Below are 22,141 nucleotides of genomic sequence, written 5' to 3'. Positions count from 1 at the left end.
TGAACCCCCCTTCTTCTGCTTAAGCACTTACGCGGCTTCAATGATCAGGTTTTGCCCACCTCGAACACGATTGCCCGGATCGGCTCGCTGCCGTCATTGAGCAGGCCGTGCTTCCACCAAGGCTTGTTGACGACGATATCCCCCGGGCCAACCCGGGTTTCGGTCCCGTTAATCGTCATCAGTCCGGTACCCTCCAGGATGATATAAATCTCTTCATCCTCGCGATGCCCGTGGTACCCGATCGACGTGCCCGGAGGCAGCACCGAATAATACAAAAACTTGAGCGGCGTCTCGAAGTCCCCTTGGCCGAACAGCCTTGCGCCTTCCACCATTCCGATGCCTCCATGGCTTTGGGACGGCTTCCGTTCGGCCCGCAAAAAATTGCGGATGTCCGCCGGGCCGTATCCCCAGCTTGCCGACGTATCCACCTGCTCCCCCTGCTGGAGTGACAAACGCGTATAATGGGCAAGCGCCTGGTTTTTTAAATATTCCTTCGCATCGGTTTCGCCGCGACGCTTTTCCGCCAGCGCAGCCAGAAATTCCTGCAAGGCGGTCGGGGCCGGGACATCGCTGAAGTCGTCCCAGCGCTGCACGCCTTCCGGCGTCGTCAGCTCAATCCCGCCATCCTTGAAAATCAGGCTGCCTTTTGTCCCTTCGATCCGCCAATCGCCCGGCCACTGCGTTTCGCGTCCCGCACTGTGCAGCGAGCACCGGAAGGAGGCCTGAATGCCTGCCTGCAAATCCATCACGATATGAAACACGTGGCGTCTGACGGCATACAGCTTGCCGACCTCCCGTCCCGACAAATGGCGCAGCAAATCGAAATGATGGATGATCACTTCCTCCAGCTCGTCGTTCGGCTCGAGCGCCACCTTTTGGCGCTTCCGGAAAAACTCGCATTCCAGCGATTGCAGCTCCCCGACCGCGCCTGCCTCGATGAGCCGCTTCAGCTTGCGCAAGGGCGCGAAGGTGCGGTAATTTTCCGCGATCATGAACGGAATCCGCTCCTCCTCCGCTCTTTTTACGATTTCGAGGGCTTTCTCGTAGTTTTCGGCGATCGGTTTTTCGCAAAGCACCGGCAGCTTATAATCGAAAGCCAAATGGTTGATGGCCGTATGCACATGGCGCGGCGTCACGTTGATGACAAAATCGGGCTTTACCCGTTCGATCGCTTCCTTGGCATCCGTATAAAAAGGAACCCCGTCCGCCTGCAGCCGCTCCCGCCTGCTTTCGTCCGGGTCCGAAACGGCCAGCTCCAATTCACTGTGCATGCTCCGCAGTCTGCGGTACCAGCCGCTTCCGGCTTCGCCCATCCCCACTAAGAGCGCTTTCATAATACACCATCCCCTTTCCCGCGATCCGTCTTCCTTCATGCTACTACCGGCAGCTCCTCTCCTCCATGGCGAGGGTTGCGTACGGCTTGTGTTTTTTTATGAAATGCAAATTAGCCCGGCACCTTGCCGGGCTTTTCAAATGTGTATTCAAGCCAAGCGATATAAGCCTCCCGCTTAACCATGCATTATGTTATTCAAGCTTACCGTATTGAAACCTGTCATACCCAACCGCTTCTTTTTTGATCGGATCATACTTTACAAGCACAGGAAAAAAACGGGGCGAGACGATAAATGAATATTTTTCACCGAGCTTGTTCTCATAGGTAACAAAATAATCTCCGAATTGCGGTACATACTCTATTTTCTCAAAAAATAATTTGTCATGCCCATAGGTGAAATAAACATAAATTCGAGAAACGTTTGCAGCCGTAAAACGCTGCACGCCCGGAATCTGTTCCAACACCAACAAAACAATCAGGACAATACAAACTAAGCCAAAAATCCTCCGAATCCTCACCTTAACTCCTCCTTTGTATACAAAATATCATTCGGACCAACTTCCATATAAAAACACTATTGATAAATATTGGAAAATATAGTTTAATAGGTTTGTCCATAAAATACCATATTAAGGAGTCTATTTCAAAATCATGTTTAAGAAAAATTTTTTAACACTTGCTATGAGTTCATTTTTAGCATTGAGTATTATTAGTGCCCCTGCTTATGCAAGTGAAGCAAATCCACCTGTTAGTGAGGACTTAAACGACGTTACATCCATGGATAATTTGAAATTAATTAATCCATACATTGAACAATACCGCAATGAACAAAATGTGACTAATCTCTTGAATTCGAACAGAGATTACTTGGTAAATCCTGCTGAAGAAGGACATATAATTGAGGCGACGCTGGAAACATATTATAAAAAGGATCAACAAGTAGCCCAAATTCTTGAAACAATCTCTGGTGATCAAAGCATTCGTGAGAAAACGTTGTCGCTAGTAAAGGAAGACAAAATTGATATTATGCATGAAATCGAAAAGTATTACCAAAACCTGCCTACTTCGGATCAGGAAGTATTAGTAGGATATTTGGATCGATATGCCGTTTCTTCTGAGGATGGGCAGGCGCAGACTTTCTTGAAGCAAATTACTGAATCTAAGTCGGAAATTTCATTAGCTGCAGCCTACAATGGAACAGCTGCCGGAGATTGGGCATATAACAATTATAATAAGTATAATACAAACTTTCCTGCTTTTAATGCTGGGTGGGGGAGTGATTGTACAAATTTTGTTTCACAAGCCATGCACCTTGGCGGTGGAAAAGCAATGGAAGGAAAATGGTATGTTTATAAGAAAAATTCTACATACCTGTCTCCTAAAAGCGCATCCGAATTAAATTACAGTTGGACGCTTGCAGATCCTAGTCCATGGATTAGCGTACAAGAATTTAGAGACTATTGGAAACCAAAATCAACGGTTCACTCCTATTCGAGAAAAAATTATCAAGACAACCATAGCACGATCTACAACAGTACTATTTATAAGGGAGATGTTGTCGTTTTCCATAAAGGTGTGGCTGGTTGGATTACTACTCCTACACACCTTATGATTATTTCTGCTTATGATACTTCAAACAAAGATTTTAAACTTGCGGGCCATTCTAACGAGAGACAAGCCCTTCCATTGTTAGACGCAATTTCTCCCGCATACGGTGATTACGATTATTTTGAAATTCTCGAAATCCCTTAATTTAATAAGAATTTTTAAACTGCCGGCTTACAGCCGACAGTGGCTTACAGCCGACAGTTTCTTTTTTTTTCGCCAAATAAAAAAGCCCCTTGAAATCAAGGGGCAGTACATGCAGTCACTATGAACCAGCCTCGCAAATCCTGGTGAGCCGTTCCTTATTTAAACTCCGGCAGCCAGCTGCCGTGAGCTTCGATCAGATCGTCGCACAATGCCACGATATCATCCAGCGACAGCTCGGCAGAGGTGTGCGGGTCCAGCATCGCGGCATGGTAGATATGATCCTTTTTGCCGGTGATGGCTGCCTCGATCGTGAGCAGCTGCGTGTTGATGTTCGTGCGGTTCAGCGCGGCAAGCTGCGGCGGCAAATCGCCGACATAGGTCGGGGTGACGCCGGAACGGTCGACGAGGCACGGCACTTCGACGCAGGCTTCCTTCGGCAGGTTCGTGATGAGCCCGGTGTTCATGACGTTGCCGCCGATTTTGAACGGCACGTCGGTTTCGATCGCTTCCATGATGTAGGACGCATACTCTTTGGAACGTTTGTGCTCGATGTTTTCGCTGGCGAAAATTTTCTCGCGCATCTCTTTCCAGCCGTTGATCTGGTTGACGCAGCGGCGCGGGTATTCGTCGAGCGGAATGTTGTATTTTTCGATCAATTCGGGATACGTCTTTTTGATGAAATACGGATGGTATTCGGCGTTATGCTCGGAGGATTCCGTCACGTAGTAGCCGAAACGGTTCATGAGTTCGAAACGCACCATGTCGTGATGTTTTTCCTTTTGCTTCTCGGCGGCGCGGCGTTTGATTTCCGGATACAGGTCGACCCCGTCCTTCGACACTTCGAGCAGCCATGCCATATGGTTGATCCCGGCGATTTTTGCCTTCACCCCGGTCGGGTCCATGCCCAGCGATTCGAACAGGTGAGGCACGCACACCTGCACGCTGTGGCAGAGGCCGACGGTTTGGATGCCGCCCACCGTGTTCATGACGTTGGTGAGCACCGCCATCGGATTCGTATAGTTCAGGAACAGCGCGTCCGGGCACACTTCCTGCATGTCCTTCGCAAAATCGAGCATGACCGGGATCGTGCGCAGATTGCGGAAAATGCCGCCGATTCCAACCGTGTCGGCAATCGTTTGGCGCAGGCCGTATTTTTTCGGAATCTCGAAATCCGTGATCGTACATGGATCATAGCCGCCGACCTGGATGGCGTTGATGACGTATTTGGCGCCCTTCAGCGCGGCTTTGCGGTCGGAGTAGGCTTTGATGACGCAGGTGCTGCCAAGCGTGGCTTTGATGCTGTTCAGCAGGCGCTCGGAATCCTGGAGACGCTCCGGATCGATATCGAACAAGGCGAGCTCGAAGCCCTGAAGCGCCGGCGTCGTCATGACGTCGCCAAGCACGTTTTTGACGAAAACGGTACTGCCCGCACCGATGAACGTAATTTTGGACATGGAATGTTTCCTCCCTTTCGCGATTCGCTTCAACTTGGTTTTAACTATACCCCTCCGCCCGCGGAAGCGACATGGAGCAAACAAAGCAAAACATGTCATAATCCCACTTCTGTATCCGTTTACAAAGTAAAAATAAAACGTTTGACCTGTTATAATATAAAGAGACAACGCATCTGAGATAAAGGAGAAGCTTTCTCATGACCCGTATCAACGACAACTGCACCGTCCCCGCGATCCAGGGGCAAATGGATTTGAATCTGCAGTTTTTCGGTTTGGAGGAATGTTTGCCGGGGCATACCTGGGGGCCGGGGCTCCGGGACGCGTATATTTTGCATTACGTCCATAGCGGCTGCGGCGTCTTCCGTACGCATGATACGGCGTACGAGCTGCGGGCGGGACAGGGTTTCGTCATTTTCCCGGATACGCTTGTCCATTACAGCGCCGACGAAGCGAACCCCTGGACGTATTCCTGGATCGGCTTCACCGGACTGAACGCCAAATCGCTGCTGCAGCGGGCGCAAATCCATGTCGCGCATCCGGTGTTTACGGAGCTTTCCGACAACGGCCTCGGCAGCTTCTATCGCGATCTGAAGGCCGCCGAAGGCGAGCGGGGCGGCGACGTCGTAAGCCACAGCATTTTATACCGCGTCCTTGCCGATCTGATCCGCTGCTCGCCCCAACCGGACGACGGACTGAAAACGCGCCACTCCCGCGAAGGTTACATCCGCAAAGCGATCGAATATATCGAAAGCAGCTACAGCCAAAAAATATCCGTGCTGGACATCGCCCGCTCGGTCGGTCTCGACCGGACGTATCTGTCAGGCTTGTTCAAGGAACAGTACGGCGTGTCGCTGCAGGCTTTTCTGCTGGAATACCGGATGAACCGGGCGGCCGACCTGCTGCGCAACCCCGAACTGTCCGTCAGCGACGTATCGCGTTCCGTCGGGTATATCGATCCGTTCCTGTTCTCGAAAATGTTCAAAAAGGTGACCGGCTCCTCCCCGCGGCAATACCGGGAAACGAGATTGTAGTCCGGCCGTCGTCATGTTTTCCCCAATCCGGATTTTGCAACAATCTTCAAAATAAAAAGAGCCTTACCGGCCCGAATTCGATTTCGCCAATTTCCCCATAAACGCGGTACGTCTGATGCTTTGCGGGAGGGCATAACTCTGATTTGCCGCCGTGTACGCCGAAAGCTTCGCTTTTTTTTCCTGGGGTTGGTTTTTTACCTGAGGTTTGCTTTTTTCCTGGATGCCTTTGATTTGCGGCTTATTCTGCTCGAGCTTGCTGACGTAACGAAGACGCCCTCTTTCAAGGATTTGCTCTGCCTGCTTCGTGTACAACGAGACTTCCAGCCTTGTTCTGGCATCCCTGATTTTTTTCTTCAGCCTGTTGTACTCGTTGATTTCGTCGTTCGTTAACGTGATCTTACCAAGGGTCATGTCAACTTCTCTCCTTTACGGTCTGGAATAGCAAGTTCAAACGTCATTTCATCGGAACCGTCCGTATCAGGAGCGCTGGACGCAATGATCGTCGGCAGCTTATCCTGGGAGGATATTTTTTCTTCGGCCGTCAGCTTGGCTTGTTTCGCGATAAAGCTGCCGCCGCCGAAGCCGGCGATCATCGCCACGTAAATATATTTCGGGAACTCGAGTCCAAGCGGAAGTGCCGAAATCAAGCCTGCGCCAGCCCCCAAAATGATATCCGAAAGAAAGCCGATATGATAATTTTTCCTTCTGGATCCGTCGCTGAGTTCCAGTTCGATGATTTTGGGCAGTATAAGGGATCCGTCGTGGATATACAAACTTGACAAAAGACCGCCGAATGAACCTGACGCTATGATCACCGCGAAATCAGTCCAATGCATGATTGGATTCCCCCATATACCATTCTAATATGTAATGAGAAGCTGATTTGTGATAACGAGATGTGAAAATTGGCTGACATATCAGAAGGCGTCCTTAGTTCTGCTATTTTATGCACGGTTTTGCTTCAACTTGCAAGTTTTTTAGGTTTGTACCCATTTTTTGGATTGTTTTACTAAATTATTTAGAGTTTTCTCTACACCTTATATGATCAAGGGCCTAGTTGCTATGCATAAAAATGCAAAATACCTCCGGAAGCGGGACATGCTTGTAGATAAAAAAAAAGCGGCTGCCATCCGCAGCCACCCTTGTCCGATTCGCTATTCCTTTTTACCAGCCAAAATCAAGCGTATTTCCCGTTTCCGCCACCGTTTTGATGTTGCTCAGAATCATCCACCAATGGCCTTCGGCGTTTTGGAAGGATGGATGGTCGTCCGACCACTGATCGTTCACGAGCGTTAACTTCGTGCATTTGCCCACCGTGTCCAGCGTAAAGGTCACCCGCGAAGTCAGCTCCTCATGATTGGCATGATACGACGGCCCCGGATGCTCAAGATAACTCAACGTTTTGTTCGGCTCATACGCCAAAATATCCCCGTACACGTGCACCGTTTCATCGCCGTCATTGCCCGGTCCGACGTAAGCAAAAGGCTCCCCGGCTTTAAAGCTGGACTGGAGCACGCAGTTAAAAAACGTTTTTTTCGTTCCTTCCGGCGCCACCAGCAGATCCCACACTTTTTCCGGCTCGGCTCCGATATAAAATTCATATTTCAGGCTGTTCATGCGTTCACGCTCCCTTGGAATTCGTATTCGTTATTCATTTGCCGCAAAATTCCCCAAACGGAAATTGTATGCTAAACTCATGATACCTTTGATAGAATGCCACGTATTGTAAAAACACGACAGGAACGCCTGTTCCATAAATTTTTTCAGGAGCTGATCGACATGTCTTCCGGTGCAATCAAACCAAGCATGGGAATTCTGAACCCGCAGGGCGGCGAAAAAAGGTTTGCGTTGTCCCGCCACGCCGCTTCGGAAGCGCTGGGCTTTTTCGTTAAACACTACTGGATCATCCGCTGGGATTGCCGGGACGAGGAGCCGTACATGCAGCACGTCGTCCCGAATCCCTGCGTCAATCTGGTCGTCGAGCCCGGTAAAACGCTTATTTATGCCCCGTCTCCCGGAAAATTTTCTTACCCGATCCACGGAAAAGGCGTCGTTTTTGGCATCAAATTCAGGCCCGGCGGTTTTTACCCTTTCCTGCGGCGGCCCGTGTCCAGCCTGCTGGATCAGCCGCTTGGGGTACGAGGCATTTTGGGCGCGGACGGATCCGAACTCGAAAAAACGATTCTATCCATGGACGACGATCAGGATATGGTCCGTACTATGGAAAAGCTGCTGCTGCCCAAACTTCCTCCGCTGGACGACGAGGTGCTGAGGATCAACCGCATCATCGACTTTATCGCGGACGAACGGGAAATTTCCAAGGTAGACCAGGTATGCGAGCATTTTCAGATTCATATCCGCAAGCTGCAGCGGCTGTTCGACCAATACGTCGGCATCAGTCCGAAATGGGTCATCCGCCTTTATCGCCTGCAAAATGCCGCCGAAACGATGGACCGAAGCCTTCCCGTTGATTTGTCCCGGCTCGCCGCGAAGCTTGGATACCATGACCAGCCCCATTTTATTAAAGATTTTAAAGCGGTCGTCGGCTGCACGCCCGATGAATACCGGCGGATGGTGCAGGATAGCTGAGGCTCCCGTTCAGTCCATGCTGATCCGCAACCGTTCTGCTTCGTCATGAAGGCCGATGCCGGCCAGCACATGCCCCAGCCTGTGTTGCAAGTCCGTCATGCCGTTCAGCGCATGCAGCTGCAAATCCCGCACGAGCGCCATCACGGCCGGAGGTTCGGCATCGTCCAAAAAACGGAAAATTTCCTCAGTCTCGAACCTTCCTTCAGGATCGACGTGAAACCGTTCCCCGGAAAACGGGGCATGCCGTCCCGGGGGCCGAAGCACATGCAGCCCGCCTCGAACACGAATTCAGGCATCGCGGTCCCGCTTTGCCTGCAGCTCCCGGACATATCGGTAGGGGTGATCGATCTGCGGAAGATGAAGCCGATCCCGAACCTGCTGCCGAATGTGCTCAGCCCGCTCCTCTTCCTCCTCGCTTGGACGATAAGGCGAATCATCATCCTGTTCCCCCAAAAACCGGGCATAGTCCTCCTCGGAACGAAAATGATTGTAAAAAAGCCCCGAATCGTTCATGTTCAAGCTCAAAAAGTGCTCCAGGTTCTCGGCGACGATGCGGACCGGACGATCAAAACTCATGGGCGAGACGCAAACGACAGGCGCTTCATCCAGCGTCGCCGCCGTTCCGAAATCGGTCAGCAGCCCGTAATGGATTCCGTCCGCGCCGGTGTTCCCGAACACCACGACATCGCATGGCGTGTTAAAGTAACGGAAATTCTCCTCATGCACGAGATAAAAAGACAATCCTTCATCCAAATTGCCGCCCTTCGCCTGTAAGCCTTGATCGATCTCGGCCAGAACTTGCAGCGCTTTGGGGACGGCGTATTTTCCGAAATTGCTTTTCAGTCCGTTTTCCATACGCATGTTCTTCCTCCTGTTTTAAAGGGCCGGGTTGCCCGTGGGAAGCCCCTATTCGACTTTCTGCATTAGTCCTCGCTCAGCGGCAAGTAAATATCCACGATCGTCCCTTTCCCCACTTCGCTGGCAATGTCCATCCGTCCATGGTGGGCATCGATGATTTTTTTGACGATCATCATGCCCAGGCCGTTGCCCTCCGATTTGGTGGTATGGAAGGGCTCGCCGATCCGCTGCAGCATCTCTTCGCTCATGCCGACGCCGTTGTCGGCGAAACGTATCCGTTGGTATCCCTCGCGGGTTTCAAGGAGTATATGTATTTTCCCGGCGTGAGGCAGAGCCTCGATCGCATTTTTTACGATGTTCATGAATACTTGCTTGATCTGATTTCGGTCGCAGCGGATGGGATGATCGGCGTGGACGACGCAGTCGACCGTGATGCAGTTCAAAGCGGCCTGAATTTCAAACAGGTTGAGCACTTCCTGAAGAACCGGGAAGCAACGATCCTTCCGGAACTGCACCGCTTGAGGTTTGCCCAGAATCAAAAATTCGCTCACGATCATGTTCATCCGCTCCAGCTCCGACATGATCAGGTTATAATGGCGCAGGCAGTTGTCCTTGCCGAGGAGCTGCAGCATGCCTTTGACCGTGGTCAGCGGGTTGCGGATTTCATGGGCGATGCCCACCGCGATCTGACCGGCGAATACAAGCTTTTCGGTATTGCGGAGGATTTCCTCCGTTTTCTTCATTTCGGTGATGTCGCGGATGCTGCCGACCACGCGGACGATCGTCCGGTCCGTGTCGTACACCGGAAGCACGTCCAGCATGTAACGGTGTTCGTCGTCCTTTACCGCCAGGCTCAGCTCGACCCCGATGGTTTCCTCATGACGCCTGATCGCTCTTTGAAAATAAGGGCTTATCAAATCGATGTTGAATACCGACGTCCCTGCATAATCGGTTTGCCCGTCCAAAAGCAGCATCGAGCGGCAGCGTTCGTTCATTTCGAGGATATTGCCCAGGCTGTTGGTTATGACGACACCGTAAAAATTCGTATCCAGCAAAAACTGGTTCAGCATTTGCAGCTGGGTGTTTTGCCTTCGCAGCAAAAGCTCGCGCTCCACGGAATCGGCCATCGTGCAGAGAAGCGCGAGTAAATGCGGATGGGCGAACCCGAGTTCCGTCATCAGCGAAATCGTCCCGACGATACGGCCGTCTTCGCTGCGGAATCCCGTGGAGTAACAAGCCAGCCTGTGCAATATGGTATGGTAATGATCCTGCCCCAGCAGCTGAAACGGCCGGCCATGGGTCAGGCACAGGTCAATGGAATTGGTGCCCGCATCTTTGTTGAACCGGACGCCTTCCTCGATCCCTAATTGTTTAACCGTTTTAATAATCGTCTCATCCCCGGCAAACTCCAGCACATATCCCTGATCGTCCGTTACGGTGATTGTGATGGGACTGCCTGAAATGGAAGATAAAAATTTGCCTATGAAAAAATGAATGACTTCGATGTACTCCTTGTACTTTACCAGCTTGGCGGCCAGCTCCGCTGGACTGTATCTCTGATTGAACCTCGGAGGCTCGCTCGGATCAAGTCCCGTATGTATGCAATATTGTTTGGACACCTCGATGGCGTGTGCATCATTCAATTGATATAAGGGCTCGCCCATGCAGCACACCTCATTTTGTTATATACTTTACCTAGTGATTGGATCGTTTGGAAGCGGATCATTTATTATAGTAAGAATTATTTGCCCACCCCTATATCATACCATTCAAAATGAATCCTTCACTAGAGGTTTTTTGATGTTGTCATAAGCATGTTATATTTTTGGAAGACGGGCCGGAGCTCCGGCTACAAAGGAGGAACGATGCAGCCATTTACAAAGGCCGTGATCGAGCAGATCCAATCCATACCGCCGGGCAAAGTCATGACTTACGGCGGCGTCGCCGCCGCTGCGGGCAGTCCGCGCGCCGCCCGGCAGGTCGTCCGAATTTTGCATTCCATGAGCGCCAAATACGATCTTCCGTGGCACAGGGTGGTCAATGCCAAAGGCGAGATCGCCTTGCGCGACGACGAGTCCCGCTTTTTGCAGCAGGCCCTGCTGGAAGACGAAGGGGTCGAAGTCGGGATCGGCGGCCGGATCGATTTGTCTGTATATGGAGCATAAAAGAATTCCTGAAGCGGCTTTATGTACGATCATGCAACGATAAAGCGTCAACCTGTCCCTACTGTACCGCAACGCGCGGTCTGTTTCGTATACTAGATTCCGGTCGATGAGCGATATGCCAAAACCGTTAATGTTAGGCGTCCGGCGATCCAATGAAAAACCCCCGCAAAGCGGGCATGACCAGCATGCCATTTCAAACTGCTTTACGGGGGACTTGCTGAATTATTTAGCTTAGGGTTCGTTTATAACCGGCTCGCCGGGAACCGCCGCTTCATCCGTTTCATAAGGAATGCCTTTGAGCCCGTTCGAAAGCGCGGCCAGCAAACTTCCCGACGCATCTTGGCTGTATTCCCAGAACATCGCCCCTGCGAGTCCGCGGTCGAGAACGTATTTGGCCTTCGCCGCGATAGACTGGGGGTCGTCATAGGAAATGAAGGTGCTGCCGTCAAACAAATAAGGTGCATGGGCAGTCTCATCCCAATAGCGCGTATACCCGGTTTGCGCGTTGTATTTGGCCAAAATGTCCGTATAAGTCGGCGTGTCGGGCGAACCTTTCGCCTGTTGGCCCAGGCCGTCGGAACCGGCGTTTTCGACGTCGGTCCAAACATGCCCGTAAAACGCGGCCGCGATCACAAGCTTATCCGCAGGAATGCCGCTGTTCAAATACAGCTGAATGGACGCATCCACGCTAAAATTGCCTCCGTACAGATTCGTATGGTGTTCCGTGGACGGGCTCCAGCCTCCGGCAAAATCGAACGTCATCACGTTGATATTGTCCACGTATTTGGCCACTTCCCCGATCTCGACGCCGTTAAGATAAGATGGGCCCGCCCCGGCGGCGATCGTCAGCTCGTAATACCTTCCGTTTTCGGCACCCAATTGGTTCAGCTTCTCCCGCAGCAGCTTGAGGATCAGCGTGAAGTTTTGTTTGTCTTCGGGCCTTGCCTTCATGACGCCGTCCGCGCTTTGGGTCGGATACTCCCAATCCAGGTCGATGCCGTCCAAATCGTAACGTTTGATAAAGTCTATTATGCTGGAAGCGAAAATCTCCCGGCTCTCTTCCGTCAGTACGGCGTCCGAAAAACCGTCCGCTCCCCAACCGCCGACCGAGTTCAAAATTTTAAGATGCGGATATTCCGCTCTCAAACGCTGCAGATAAGCATAGTTCTCCTCGTCGAAAGATCCCGCCATCGGCACGATTTGGTTATCCCGGATATGGGTGAAGGCATAATTGATATGAGTCAGCTTGCCTGCATCGATCGGGTTGGCCTCGGACCAGGCGACCCAGCCCGGTACGTAGGCGATCAGCTTCGGCCCGGCAGGCGGCTGTTCTTTGCTTTTGACTGTAAAATGAACGGTTGTTTTGGCGGTTTTCATGCTTTTGCCATGCGCCGCAATCACGGTCAGCGTGTAGCTTCCGGCTTTCGTGATCGGGGTTCCTTTTTCGTAGACGGCTTCGTTCAGGAAAGCTGCGCTAGCGGTTCCGGGCGCATCGTTCCAGTCTGCCGCGACGCCCGGATCATACTCCCCGCCTTCCGTAATGGGGCGAATGACCGGTGCATCCGGAACGGAGGTCGTGTCTTTTTCGTAAGGTTTGCCCTTCAAGCCGTCCGCCAGAGCTGTAAGCAGCGCGCCCGTCGTATCCTGGCTGTATTCCCAGAACATCGCTCCTGCCAGTCCGCGGTCCAGCACGTATTTTGCCTTTTCCGCCAAGGATTCCGGATCGTCATAGGACAGGAACGTGCTGCCGTCGAACAGGTAAGGCGCCTTGGCGTTTTCGTCCCAGTACCGGGTAAATCCGGTTTCCCCGTTATAGGCCGCAATCGTTGCGCTGTACGACGGCGTGTCTTCGCTGCCTTTGGCGCTACGTCCTACCATCGGCCCGTCGCCGGTCACGTCCGTCCACTTGTGGCTGTAAAAAGCGCCGCCAATCACGATCTTATGGGCAGGCACTCCGTTTTTCAGCAAAACGTCGACGGATAAATCCGTGCTGATGTTCGTTCCGTACAGATGCGTATGATGGGCCGTATTTTGCACCCAGCCTCCGGCGAAGTCATACGTCATCACGTTGATGTTGTCGAGCAGCGGAGTGATTTTGCCGATCTCGACGCCGTTCAAATACCCCCAGCCCGCTCCGGCCGCGATGGTCAGCTCGTAATACTTGTTGTTCTCCAGCCCCAGCGCGTTCAGCTTCTCGCGGATCAGCTTGAGCACGAGCGTAAAGTTCTCTTTGTCTTCAGGCCTTCCCGTCACGATCCCGCCTGCATCTTGGGTCGGATACTCCCAGTCGAGGTCAATGCCGTCCAGGTCGTATTTTTTGACGTATTCGATGATGCTGTCCGCAAAGGCGTTCCGCGAAACTTCGGTCATGGCCGCATCCGAAAATCCGTCCGCCCCCCAGCCGCCGACCGAGTTCAAAATTTTGAGGTTCGGGTTTTGGGCTTTCAGGCTTTGCAGGTATGCATAGTTCGCGTCATCGTTTTGGCCTTCGATCGGAATGATTTTATTGTCTTTGATATGCGTAAAAGCATAATTGATGTGCGTCAGCTTGGCGGCGTCCACCGGCTGCGCCGATGACCAATCCTTCCAGCCCGCCACGTAGCCGATCAGCTTAACCTCCGGCTTCATGGTGAAGTTGACCGTCGTGCTTGCTTTTTTGCCGCTGTTCTTGTGGACGGCGGTGACGACCAGCGTGTATTGTCCCGCCTCGATAATGCCGGTGCCTTTGACGTAGGCCGCTCCGTTCAGCGTGGCGCTGCTGGTCGTATCCGCGGCGTCGGTCCAGTTCGGAAGCACGCCCGAAGTATAGATCTCGCCATTGGCGACTCCGGTGACGACGGGCGCCTGCGGAACGGTCGAATCGCCGCCGGGGCTGCCCCCGCTTCCGCCGCCGCTGCCCGATCCCCCGCCGGAGCCGCCGGAACTTCCTCCGGAGCTGCCGCCGGGGGTGCTGCTGCCGGGTACACCCGTCTGGATAGATCCGGCCTGCGGACCGTCGACGCTTTGCGGAGCGGTTTGGAAGGAGGAACCTTTAGCCCCTTCGTTAAGGGTTGCTTTTTGGATTTTGCCGGAGCCAAGAACCTTGGCCTTCGCATTCAGCACCAAATGGGCGATGCCCGCATCGCTGCCGAGCTGCAGCGTATTGCCTTGTCCGTCCACGACGACGGAATCCAGCCGGCTTCCCTGGATGACCAGCTCCACCCCCTCTGCCAAAATGACCAATTTCCCTTCCACCTTCACGTTTTTCAGCGTTACGGTGCCGGGACCGGCTCCCTTTTCGAGGATAAGGTTCCCGCGGATGACCATATGTTGCAGGGTAATGCCGTAGGCGGATATGGCGGCATCCCCGCCAACCGTTTCGGTTCCCGATGCGGGACCGTAGGTGCCGGCTTTGTTATAGGTTTGCAGCGTCTTAGGCACGCTCACCTGCATACGGCTGATCAGCACCGCCCCTTCGGCCCGGGTCAGCGCCGATTGAGGGCGAATCGTGCCGTCGGGGTATCCGCCAAGCTTGCCCTTCAGAACCAGATAAGCGAGCGCCTGTCGGCTCCAATCGGCAATGTTACCGGCATCCTTGAACGCTTTGAGGACGCCCGGATCGCTGTCCGCTTCGGCCTTCAAAACCTTAAACAGCATCACGGCCGCCTCTTCCCGTGTAACCGGCTGATCCGGGCGGACGGAACCGTCGGCGTAACCGGAGACATAACCCGCCTCCAAAGCTTTTGCGGCTTCCGCATACTGCCACTGCCCGGATTTCAAATCGGGGAAGGAGGCCGCTTTCTCGGCCGTCAAATGAAAATACCGGTTGATCATGGCCATCAGCTCGATTCGGGTCAGCGCCCGATCCGGCTTCATGGAGCCGTCGGGATACCCTTTAAGCAGGCCTTGATCCTGCCATCCGGCAAGAAGCTGTTCCGCCCAATGGCCCTTGACGTCGGACGAGGCGGCTGCAGCCCGTCCCGCAAAAGCGAATGAAGATACGATGACGGCTGCGCAGACGAAGCAAATAAACCACTTCCATTCCATCCTGTTATGAAGCGCTTTCATAATGCACCCCTATCTATCCTTTTTTGGCCACGCGCCCTTTCTCCCCTCCTTCGTCAAACGCATATTCCACCTCCTTCGGCTTCGGAACGGGGGGCGTATGGCATGAGTATTAAACCCGGCCGTTGGACCGGACTTAATCGCAGACGGTATGTTCCCTATCGGGCCGGCCCGACGGGAAAACTGCAGCAAGCAAAAAGTTTTGAGATTTTTCGTTGAAGTCACTTCGGCAATGGTGATTACCCGTTAGGAAATATGCAAAGCCGCCATAAAGATTTGTCAAGGAAAAACGGGATCGGTCGTCTTATGGCAGGCGGCGCAGCATTACGCGGCGTATAAGCTGTTCTCCGGGGAAGTTCTGCGGATCGCGAATGAAGATCGTTGCAGCCTCATCATACCACCCCGGTTCCAGCGCGAAAATCGGTTTCGGGATAAGTATCTTATTTCGTTGATTTGTATCTTCCTCATGCCGCAACCCCCGGCCTGTGCGGCCGAGGGTTGTCGGAAAAGGAACTAAGGCATGGAAACGAGGAATGGCTTCACCGTGCCCGCGAAGTTGTAATTGCTCGTTTTATCCCAGTTGATCGACCACGTCATGGCGCCGCGGATGTCGGGGTATTTTGCGACGGGTTTGTAGCTTCCGCAGCCCGTGCCGGTCGCCAGACAGTTAAGCGCATTGTTGACGACGGACGGGGATACATAGCCGCCGCCCGCGGCAGCCGGAACGGCGGGCACCCCGATGCCGAGCTGCGACGGGGCCACCCACTGAAGGGACAGATCGGAGAGCGCCGTCAGGAAATCGACCGTGCCCTGGGAATAACATTTGCCGTCCCGGCCCAGCATGCAGCCCGAATTGTAATACTGAACGTTAATGACGGTCGTGATGTCCTTCAAGTTGTTATACAGCTGCATATAAGTCGTATTCGGGCTCTGCATATCGATCGTCTGCGGGGCCATCGTCAAAATAAAACCGGAGCCGAACCGCTGCTGCAGCTGCTTGACGGCCGTGGTCAGGTTGGCCACGTTCATGCCGTTCTCCAAATCGATATCGATCCCGTCAAGGCCGTACGTCGTGATGATGTTGGACATGCTGTCGACGAAGTTGGCGATGTTCGGCGATGCGCTGCCAAGATTGACGTTTCCTTTTTCCCCGCCGATGGAGATGATGACCTTTTTGCCTTTCGCGTGTTTCGCCTGGATGTCGTTGATCAGGTCGGCGTTGGTATATCCGCCGAGGGCGTTCGACAGCGGGGAATCCACGTTAAACGTAACGCCCCCGGGCTTGGAAGGGTCCATATCGGCAAAAGCCAGCACGATGATATCGTATTGGTCCGGCACGTCGCCCAGCTTCAAATTGGAAGATCCGTTGATGAAATTATGCCAGTAACCGGTAAGCACATGCTTCGGAAGCTGACCGCCTCCGCCGCCGCTGCCGCTTTGCGTCGTTGCCGTCACCGCGGCGCTTTGCGGGGATACGTTGCCGGCGGCGTCTTTGGCGGCAACCCGGAACGTATAAGCCGTGCTTGCCGACAAGCCGGTCACCGTCGCCGTCGTGCCCGCAACCGTCATGACCTTCGACGTGCCCTGATAAACATCGTAGCCCGTGACGCCGACATTATCGGTCGAGGCCGTCCAGGATAGGGACACGCTTGAGGATGTCGTGCCCGTGACGGCAAGGTTCGTCGGCATCGTCGGCGCCTGGGTATCCGTCGTGCCTCCTCCCCCGCCTCCGGCCACAAACTGCCACAGCGCCGGCACGTTCGGCGGTTCCCAGCCGACCAAGGAAGTATGCGGCTGGATGGCTTTGTACGTGCTTCCGCTATACGTCACCGTATCATTAACCGCATAAGCGACATTGGGCGCCCAAGCCCCGCGGTCGGCCGCTGCGGCGATGGACGGCGCCAATCCGACGACGAGCACCACCATCATCAGCAGCGGCAAAAATTTGCGAATCAGCTTGCTTTTCGGGGAACATGCATTTCTCATCGATACGCCTCCTTCATTGGTTTAACTCCTGCTTCTCATGCTTCCGGTCGAACCGTCCTGAATTTGCTCCGGCCACCTCCTTTTCCTTAAACTCCTGGCTTTATGTCAAAGGGATGTAAGTAACCATGTCGGCACGGCAAAACCACGGAAAAACCCGGCCTGACCTGCATAAACGAAGGAAGAAACGCCGATTCCGTTTGCGGGCTGGAATGTAGATCCGCTAAAAAGTCGGGAAAACCAAGCTTGTCTCTCCTCTATGTTAGCGTTTTCAATTATGATGGAGACTTCGGAAACGTTGCTGGGATTCAGTAGAAGAACGTTGGGAGAGCATTGCTGCAAGCAGAAAAATGTCACATCGGGAGCAGAAAACCGGTATGATCGAGCTCAAGGGCTCGTGAGGATTTTTGAATAGTGTAGGTGAAAATTGGCATAACCATCATACCATTCCGTTCCGAAGATGAAAATCGTATCCGGAATATGTATCTGATTTCGTTGAATTGTATCATAATCATCTGCAGCTTGGCGTTCGCCTCGTTCATGCAGCCGCTTGCTGCGGTCCGACGGAGATTGGCGCGAGCATCCCGGCGAAACGCAAAAAGGCTCCGCCCTTCTTGGGGCCGGAAGCCTCTTGTTCAAAACTACAGCTGCAGGGACTGCACAAACCGCCAAACGAACATGCCCCCGAAATACATCAACGCCAGGCCCGCGCCAATCGAAAACCGCTTCATCCACTTCCCGTCGATCAGCCTCCGCGCATGCGTCACAAGCAGCATCAAAACCACGTCATGGATCGCAATGCCGCAAATGACGCCCGCGGCCATGGTCCAGAAATGGGCTTGCCCCGTGCTTCCCAGCCTGTCGGCCAGCAGCGTGCCGAATACGCTCAGCCAGAACACGATATTCCCCGGCGATACGGCGACCATAAAACCGTTCCCGTAGGAAGATAACCAGGTTTTGTCAGGGGACGCTCCTTCTCCGCCGGCATGAAAAGCCGATGCTTCCTTGATGCTGCCGTATCCGACAACAAACAAAAAGACCGCCCCGACGATCCACATCGCTTGCTGAATGACCGGAGCCGTCAAAAACGCCGATGCGCCGCAATACAGGAGGATCATCAAAAGCACATCCACCGTCATCCCGCCGAGTCCCACGCTCCAGCCATGGAAAAAGCCCTTTTTTAATCCTTGCCGAATCATCTCGATCGTGATGGGTCCAACCGGAATCGCTACCGACAGGCCCAACATGACGCTACTCCACCACAGCAGTTCCATGCACCCCTCGTTCATTGTTCAAGTATAGACCTACCATACCCGACAATTGTCATTTCAAAAAGGTATAGTTTATACTTTTCAAAAATGACAGATGAGGTGCAACGCTTTATGCAAGAGCTGATTTTCCACATCGACCCCGACAGCCCGGTTCCCCGGTACGTCCAGGTGTATCGGCATTTGAAAAACGAAATCATGCAGGGCCGGCTGCTTCCCGACGCCCGTCTGCCTTCCATCCGGAATCTGGCCGCTTCGCTAAACCTGAGCCGCAACACGACGCAGCTTGCATACGAGCAGCTCCTTGCCGAAGGTTATGTCCGCAGCGAAAACAAAAAGGGCTATTACGTGGAGCCGCTGCCGCTAAGCCAAGCCCTGCCGCCCGACCTTCGACAAGTCCGCTCGCAGACGGAGGAGGAAGCTCCGGCGGATCGGATCGATTTTCGCCTCGGGGCCGTGGATCCGGAACATTTCCCCATCGAAAAATGGCGGCTCCTGTCCAACCGCGCGTTAAAAGATTCCTCCATCTACACTTACGGGGACCGTCAGGGGGATCTTCTGCTCAGGCAATCCATTGCAGCCTATCTGTTTCAATCCCGCGGCGTCCGGGCAACCCCCGAGCAAATCATCGTCGGCAGCAGCACGCAGCAGCTGATGTATTTGCTGGGCGCGATTTTGGGCGGAACCTTTGATTCCATCGGCTTCGAAGAGCCGGGGTACGCGGGAGCGAAAGACGTGTTTCGCGAGCTGTCTTACCGGATCGAACCCGTCCCCGTCGGCCCGAACGGCGTGCATCTCGAAAGTCTCCGTCAGGTCGGGAGCAGGCTGTTGTACGTCACGCCTTCCCACCAGTTTCCGCTGGGGATGATCATGCCGATCCAACATCGGCTGGCGCTCCTGAATTGGGCCGAGGAGAAAGACGGCTATCTGATCGAAGACGATTATGACAGCGAATTTCGCTATAAACAAAAGCCGATTCCGGCCATGTTCAGCTTGAACGACAACGAGCGGGTGATTTACGTGGGAACCTTCTCCAAAGCGCTGCTGCCGTCGGTTCGTATCGGGTACCTGATTTTGCCGAACGCGCTTTTGCCGCATTATGAGAAAAAAAAGCTGCTGTTCGAGCCTTGCGCTTCGGGCATCCACCAGCGGACGCTGCATTATTTTATGGAGGAAGGTCATTTCGGAGCCCACATCAAAAAAATGCGCAGCATCTACAAAAGCAAGATGGCGAAGATCAGGGAAGCCGTGCGGAATTACGCTCCCCCTTTCGTCCAAGTCAACGACACAACCATGGGGCTGCATGTCATTCTGACGATCCAAACGGACCTGACGGAAGACGAGCTCATCAAAAAAGCGGCCGACCGCCGCTTGAAAGTGTACAAAGCCTCCATGTTCTATGAAACGCCCAAAAACGATGGCCGCGTCCAGCTTCTGCTGGGTTTCGCCGGCTTAACGGAAAAGGAAATCGAACGGGGACTGCAAACGCTGCTGCGGGAAGTGCTGTAAAAGCGGGCTACCAGCGAATGCTTCCGACGCAGGCCGCGATGCGCTCCCGTTCCTCTTCCGGCAACGGCCAGCGGCTGATGTCCTCCAGTACGCCGGATCGGTTGGCATAACCTTTGGCCAGGCCGTTCAGCCTAGCCGCCAGCGTCGAGCGGTCCATCTCGGCGATGGAGCCATACAGCGTCAGCAGTCGTTCCACCGCATGCGGGTACCGCTTCAAATAATATTTCTGGTGCCTCTCTTCTGCTGCATAAAAAACGGAAAACGGGCGTATTTCCGTCGCCGGCTCCCCCTTCCCCGAAACGCGCCGTTCTTCCAGCACCCGTTCGATCGCGTCCTTTTGTTCCGGACTCCGGTACAGCAGCATCGATTGGTATTGTCTTCCTTTATAACTGTTGATATTTTCCGGGCGGTGGCCGTTCCAGAATACGCGCAATATGTCGTCGTACGCCAAAACCGCCGGGTCGAAATCTACCTCGACGGTCTCGGTATGGTCGCCCATATGGCGGTATGTCGGGTCGCTCGCCGTTCCCCCGGCATAACCCGTTCTGGTCCGGACGACGCCGGGCAAGGCGCCGAAAAGCGCCTCCGGCCCCCAGAAACAGCCCATGGCAAGCGTGGCGGTTTCGGTGTGAATTTCATTCATTGCAGATACCTCCCGGGCTCTTTTAGCCTTTAATCAGGTATCACTATATACCACTTGCGCGGAATCTCCAAACCCGGTCAACCCTTGATCGAACCCGCTACCATGCCTTTCATGATCCGCTCCTGCATCATCAAATAGATCACGATGGTCGGAATGACCGCGATCGCCATCGCGCCCATCGTCAGGCCGTAATCCGTGCCGAAGCCGTCGGAGAACAGGGGCAGGCTGAGCGGCAGCGTTTTGAGCGACTGCGAATTGATGAACACGAGCGCGAAGGAAAAATCGTTCCAAAACCTTAAAAAGGCGAGGATGGAGATCGTGGCGACGATCGGCGTGCACAGCGGGAAAATGATCCGGCCGAATATCATCCACCAGCCGCTTCCGTCGATCATGGCGGCTTCCTCGATCTCGCGCGGTGTGGACGCCATAAACCCGATCGCCAAAAACACCGTGATCGGCAGCTCGAACGCCGTGTACGGCAGGATCAAGGCGCCGTAGGTATCGAGCAGGCCGATGTTTTTCATCATGAGAAAAAGAGGGACGAGCGTGGTCATGATCATCAGCAGTGAAAGCTTATGCTTCAGCGATCTCCCCAGCCATTGTTTCACATGGTCACCCCGCTTTAAGCGTTTTAATTTTCATCGGATAACATCATGGAATATTCCGGCATTTGTTTGATATATTACTTGACATTCGATAAACTGTAAACGCTTTCAAAGGATGCCGCCGTGGAAAAACCATAGAAACCCGCGTCCGAAGGACGGGGCTTTATTAATGAACTTCCGTGCGGTGAAGCCAAATGTCTTCCAATGTATTCAGATTATGCTGCTTAAGAAAATCAAGTGTCCCCGTTTCGATCCGGTCGAGCATCGACAGCCAAGATGGATCTGAAAGACGAAATGACGTTTCCTCGGAGGGAGCCGCGGAAAGCCATACCGCATTCAGCGCTTGCAGCTGCTCGATGATCGGTTTATTTGCTGAACCGAGCGAATCATTTTCAAGCTTCCAATCATAAAAAAGACGCGCAATTTGAATGGCGGTTAATGAGCTTTTGTCGTACGTATAGTCTTCATGCCTGAATTTGAATCGGACCGCGAACTCCCGGTAATCCAGAATAATATGGTTTATTTTTTCATGGTTCGTCATAAGGGCATGGACTTGTTCCTTCGTCATCGTTCCATTTTTTAAAATCTCTCGGTACAATGCGTCATCGCTTCGAATCGTCGTCTCAAGCAGCTTCATATCCTTCTCCAACCCGGCGGAAATATGTTGTTCATACATGAACTTGGCCCTGTACTGCGTGATGGAGAAAATGGACAGGATGATGATCGCCGCCAACATGACGAAGTGGGGAGTAAAATGTCGGAGCGTCCGGTACGTGAGTTTCATTTCATTCACCTCGGATCGGTGGTTTGTTCACTTGTTATACATACAAAACATAACGAAGTTTCCATCTGAATACCATAGCCGTTTTAATATTCTATACAACAGGTCGCTGCATCGTGAATCAAC

The 22,141-nt window shown here is 53.2% G+C and carries 20 protein-coding genes; 5 read left to right on the top strand and 15 right to left on the bottom strand.

Annotated elements, in window-relative coordinates; genetic code table 11:
- Window positions 1–44 precede the first annotated feature (44 nt).
- Both NYE48_RS01705 and NYE48_RS01700 read right to left on the bottom strand, forming a co-directional pair.
- Window positions 45–1,334 (bottom strand): cupin domain-containing protein, encoded by a 1,290-nt coding sequence (locus tag NYE48_RS01705; RefSeq protein WP_340996502.1) that lies wholly within the window; start codon window positions 1,332–1,334, stop codon window positions 45–47.
- A gap of 190 nt (window positions 1,335–1,524) precedes the next feature.
- Entirely contained in the window at window positions 1,525–1,851 is a 327-nt protein-coding gene (locus NYE48_RS01700; RefSeq protein WP_036715485.1) for a hypothetical protein, read from the bottom strand.
- A 133-nt stretch (window positions 1,852–1,984) separates the two neighbouring features.
- Between NYE48_RS01700 and NYE48_RS01695 the strand changes: the two genes are divergently transcribed.
- The gene (locus NYE48_RS01695; RefSeq protein ID WP_212949464.1) at window positions 1,985–3,085 is read left to right on the top strand and encodes an amidase domain-containing protein; all 1,101 of its coding nucleotides are present in this window, start codon (window positions 1,985–1,987) and stop codon (window positions 3,083–3,085) included.
- A gap of 155 nt (window positions 3,086–3,240) precedes the next feature.
- Here the strand turns inward: NYE48_RS01695 and NYE48_RS01690 are convergent, their stop codons facing one another.
- Window positions 3,241–4,539: an alpha-glucosidase/alpha-galactosidase gene (locus NYE48_RS01690; RefSeq protein WP_340996495.1), complete on the bottom strand. Its 1,299-nt coding sequence runs from the start codon at window positions 4,537–4,539 to the stop codon at window positions 3,241–3,243.
- Window positions 4,540–4,736: 197 nt separating this feature from the next.
- Between NYE48_RS01690 and NYE48_RS01685 the strand changes: the two genes are divergently transcribed.
- Entirely contained in the window at window positions 4,737–5,570 is an 834-nt protein-coding gene (locus NYE48_RS01685) for an AraC family transcriptional regulator (protein ID WP_340996494.1), read from the top strand.
- Between the two features lie 63 nt (window positions 5,571–5,633).
- Here the strand turns inward: NYE48_RS01685 and NYE48_RS01680 are convergent, their stop codons facing one another.
- The 3 genes from NYE48_RS01680 to NYE48_RS01670 all read right to left on the bottom strand — a co-directional run bounded on the left by NYE48_RS01680 (window position 5,634) and on the right by NYE48_RS01670 (window position 7,187).
- Complete coding sequence (locus NYE48_RS01680; protein WP_340996492.1) at window positions 5,634–5,981, bottom strand: hypothetical protein; 348 nt, start codon at window positions 5,979–5,981, stop codon at window positions 5,634–5,636.
- A complete protein-coding gene (locus NYE48_RS01675; protein WP_036715152.1) occupies window positions 5,978–6,406 on the bottom strand; it encodes a hypothetical protein in 429 nt (142 codons plus the stop codon). Before NYE48_RS01675 ends, NYE48_RS01680 begins: the two co-directional genes overlap by 4 nt.
- A 328-nt stretch (window positions 6,407–6,734) precedes the next feature.
- Window positions 6,735–7,187 carry an SRPBCC family protein gene (locus NYE48_RS01670; RefSeq protein WP_340996489.1) on the bottom strand — a complete coding sequence of 151 codons (453 nt, stop codon included), beginning with the start codon at window positions 7,185–7,187 and terminating at the stop codon, window positions 6,735–6,737.
- 162 nt (window positions 7,188–7,349) lie between these two features.
- On the opposite strand from NYE48_RS01670, the gene NYE48_RS01665 reads away from it, so the two are divergent.
- Window positions 7,350–8,159 (top strand): AraC family transcriptional regulator, encoded by an 810-nt coding sequence (locus NYE48_RS01665; RefSeq protein ID WP_212949457.1) that lies wholly within the window; start codon window positions 7,350–7,352, stop codon window positions 8,157–8,159.
- A gap of 9 nt (window positions 8,160–8,168) precedes the next feature.
- On the opposite strand, the gene NYE48_RS01660 is transcribed toward NYE48_RS01665, so the two are convergent.
- The 3 genes from NYE48_RS01660 to NYE48_RS01650 form a co-directional block, all read right to left on the bottom strand.
- Entirely contained in the window at window positions 8,169–8,423 is a 255-nt protein-coding gene (locus tag NYE48_RS01660) for a hypothetical protein (RefSeq protein WP_212949455.1), read from the bottom strand.
- Window positions 8,424–8,447: 24 nt separating this feature from the next.
- Window positions 8,448–9,020, bottom strand: coding sequence for a hypothetical protein (locus tag NYE48_RS01655; RefSeq protein ID WP_340996487.1), 573 nt, complete (start codon window positions 9,018–9,020; stop codon window positions 8,448–8,450).
- Window positions 9,021–9,082: 62 nt separating this feature from the next.
- Window positions 9,083–10,681, bottom strand: a complete 1,599-nt coding sequence (locus NYE48_RS01650; protein WP_340996486.1) for an ATP-binding protein — start codon at window positions 10,679–10,681, stop codon at window positions 9,083–9,085.
- Window positions 10,682–10,882: 201 nt separating this feature from the next.
- Between NYE48_RS01650 and NYE48_RS01645 the strand changes: the two genes are divergently transcribed.
- Window positions 10,883–11,182 (top strand): MGMT family protein, encoded by a 300-nt coding sequence (locus NYE48_RS01645; RefSeq protein WP_212949451.1) that lies wholly within the window; start codon window positions 10,883–10,885, stop codon window positions 11,180–11,182.
- A gap of 231 nt (window positions 11,183–11,413) precedes the next feature.
- On the opposite strand, the gene NYE48_RS01640 is transcribed toward NYE48_RS01645, so the two are convergent.
- From NYE48_RS01640 to NYE48_RS01630, 3 genes are all read right to left on the bottom strand, one after another.
- Entirely contained in the window at window positions 11,414–15,229 is a 3,816-nt protein-coding gene (locus tag NYE48_RS01640; RefSeq protein ID WP_340996483.1) for a glycosyl hydrolase family 18 protein, read from the bottom strand.
- 510 nt (window positions 15,230–15,739) lie between these two features.
- The gene (locus NYE48_RS01635; protein WP_340996481.1) at window positions 15,740–17,212 is read right to left on the bottom strand and encodes a chitinase; all 1,473 of its coding nucleotides are present in this window, start codon (window positions 17,210–17,212) and stop codon (window positions 15,740–15,742) included.
- 638 nt (window positions 17,213–17,850) lie between these two features.
- Window positions 17,851–18,483 (bottom strand): LysE family translocator, encoded by a 633-nt coding sequence (locus NYE48_RS01630; protein ID WP_340996479.1) that lies wholly within the window; start codon window positions 18,481–18,483, stop codon window positions 17,851–17,853.
- Between the two features lie 108 nt (window positions 18,484–18,591).
- Here NYE48_RS01630 and pdxR point away from each other — a divergent pair, with 108 nt between their 5' ends.
- Window positions 18,592–19,986, top strand: a complete 1,395-nt coding sequence (gene pdxR, locus NYE48_RS01625) for a MocR-like pyridoxine biosynthesis transcription factor PdxR (protein ID WP_212949445.1) — start codon at window positions 18,592–18,594, stop codon at window positions 19,984–19,986.
- 7 nt (window positions 19,987–19,993) lie between these two features.
- On the opposite strand, the gene msrA is transcribed toward pdxR, so the two are convergent.
- The 3 genes from msrA to NYE48_RS01610 all read right to left on the bottom strand — a co-directional run bounded on the left by msrA (window position 19,994) and on the right by NYE48_RS01610 (window position 22,018).
- The gene (gene msrA, locus NYE48_RS01620; RefSeq protein WP_036715159.1) at window positions 19,994–20,629 is read right to left on the bottom strand and encodes a peptide-methionine (S)-S-oxide reductase MsrA; all 636 of its coding nucleotides are present in this window, start codon (window positions 20,627–20,629) and stop codon (window positions 19,994–19,996) included.
- 77 nt (window positions 20,630–20,706) lie between these two features.
- Window positions 20,707–21,237 carry a carbohydrate ABC transporter permease gene (locus NYE48_RS01615; RefSeq protein WP_340996475.1) on the bottom strand — a complete coding sequence of 177 codons (531 nt, stop codon included), beginning with the start codon at window positions 21,235–21,237 and terminating at the stop codon, window positions 20,707–20,709.
- A gap of 163 nt (window positions 21,238–21,400) precedes the next feature.
- Entirely contained in the window at window positions 21,401–22,018 is a 618-nt protein-coding gene (locus NYE48_RS01610) for a hypothetical protein (protein ID WP_036715160.1), read from the bottom strand.
- Between the last annotated feature and the right edge of the window lie 123 nt (window positions 22,019–22,141).

Source organism: Paenibacillus sp. FSL M7-1455, from assembly GCF_038004655.1.
GTDB lineage: Bacteria > Bacillota > Bacilli > Paenibacillales > Paenibacillaceae > Paenibacillus_AQ > Paenibacillus_AQ cookii.
Note: the sequence above shows the minus strand (reverse complement) of the source record. Positions and strands in the feature narration are given on the sequence as shown.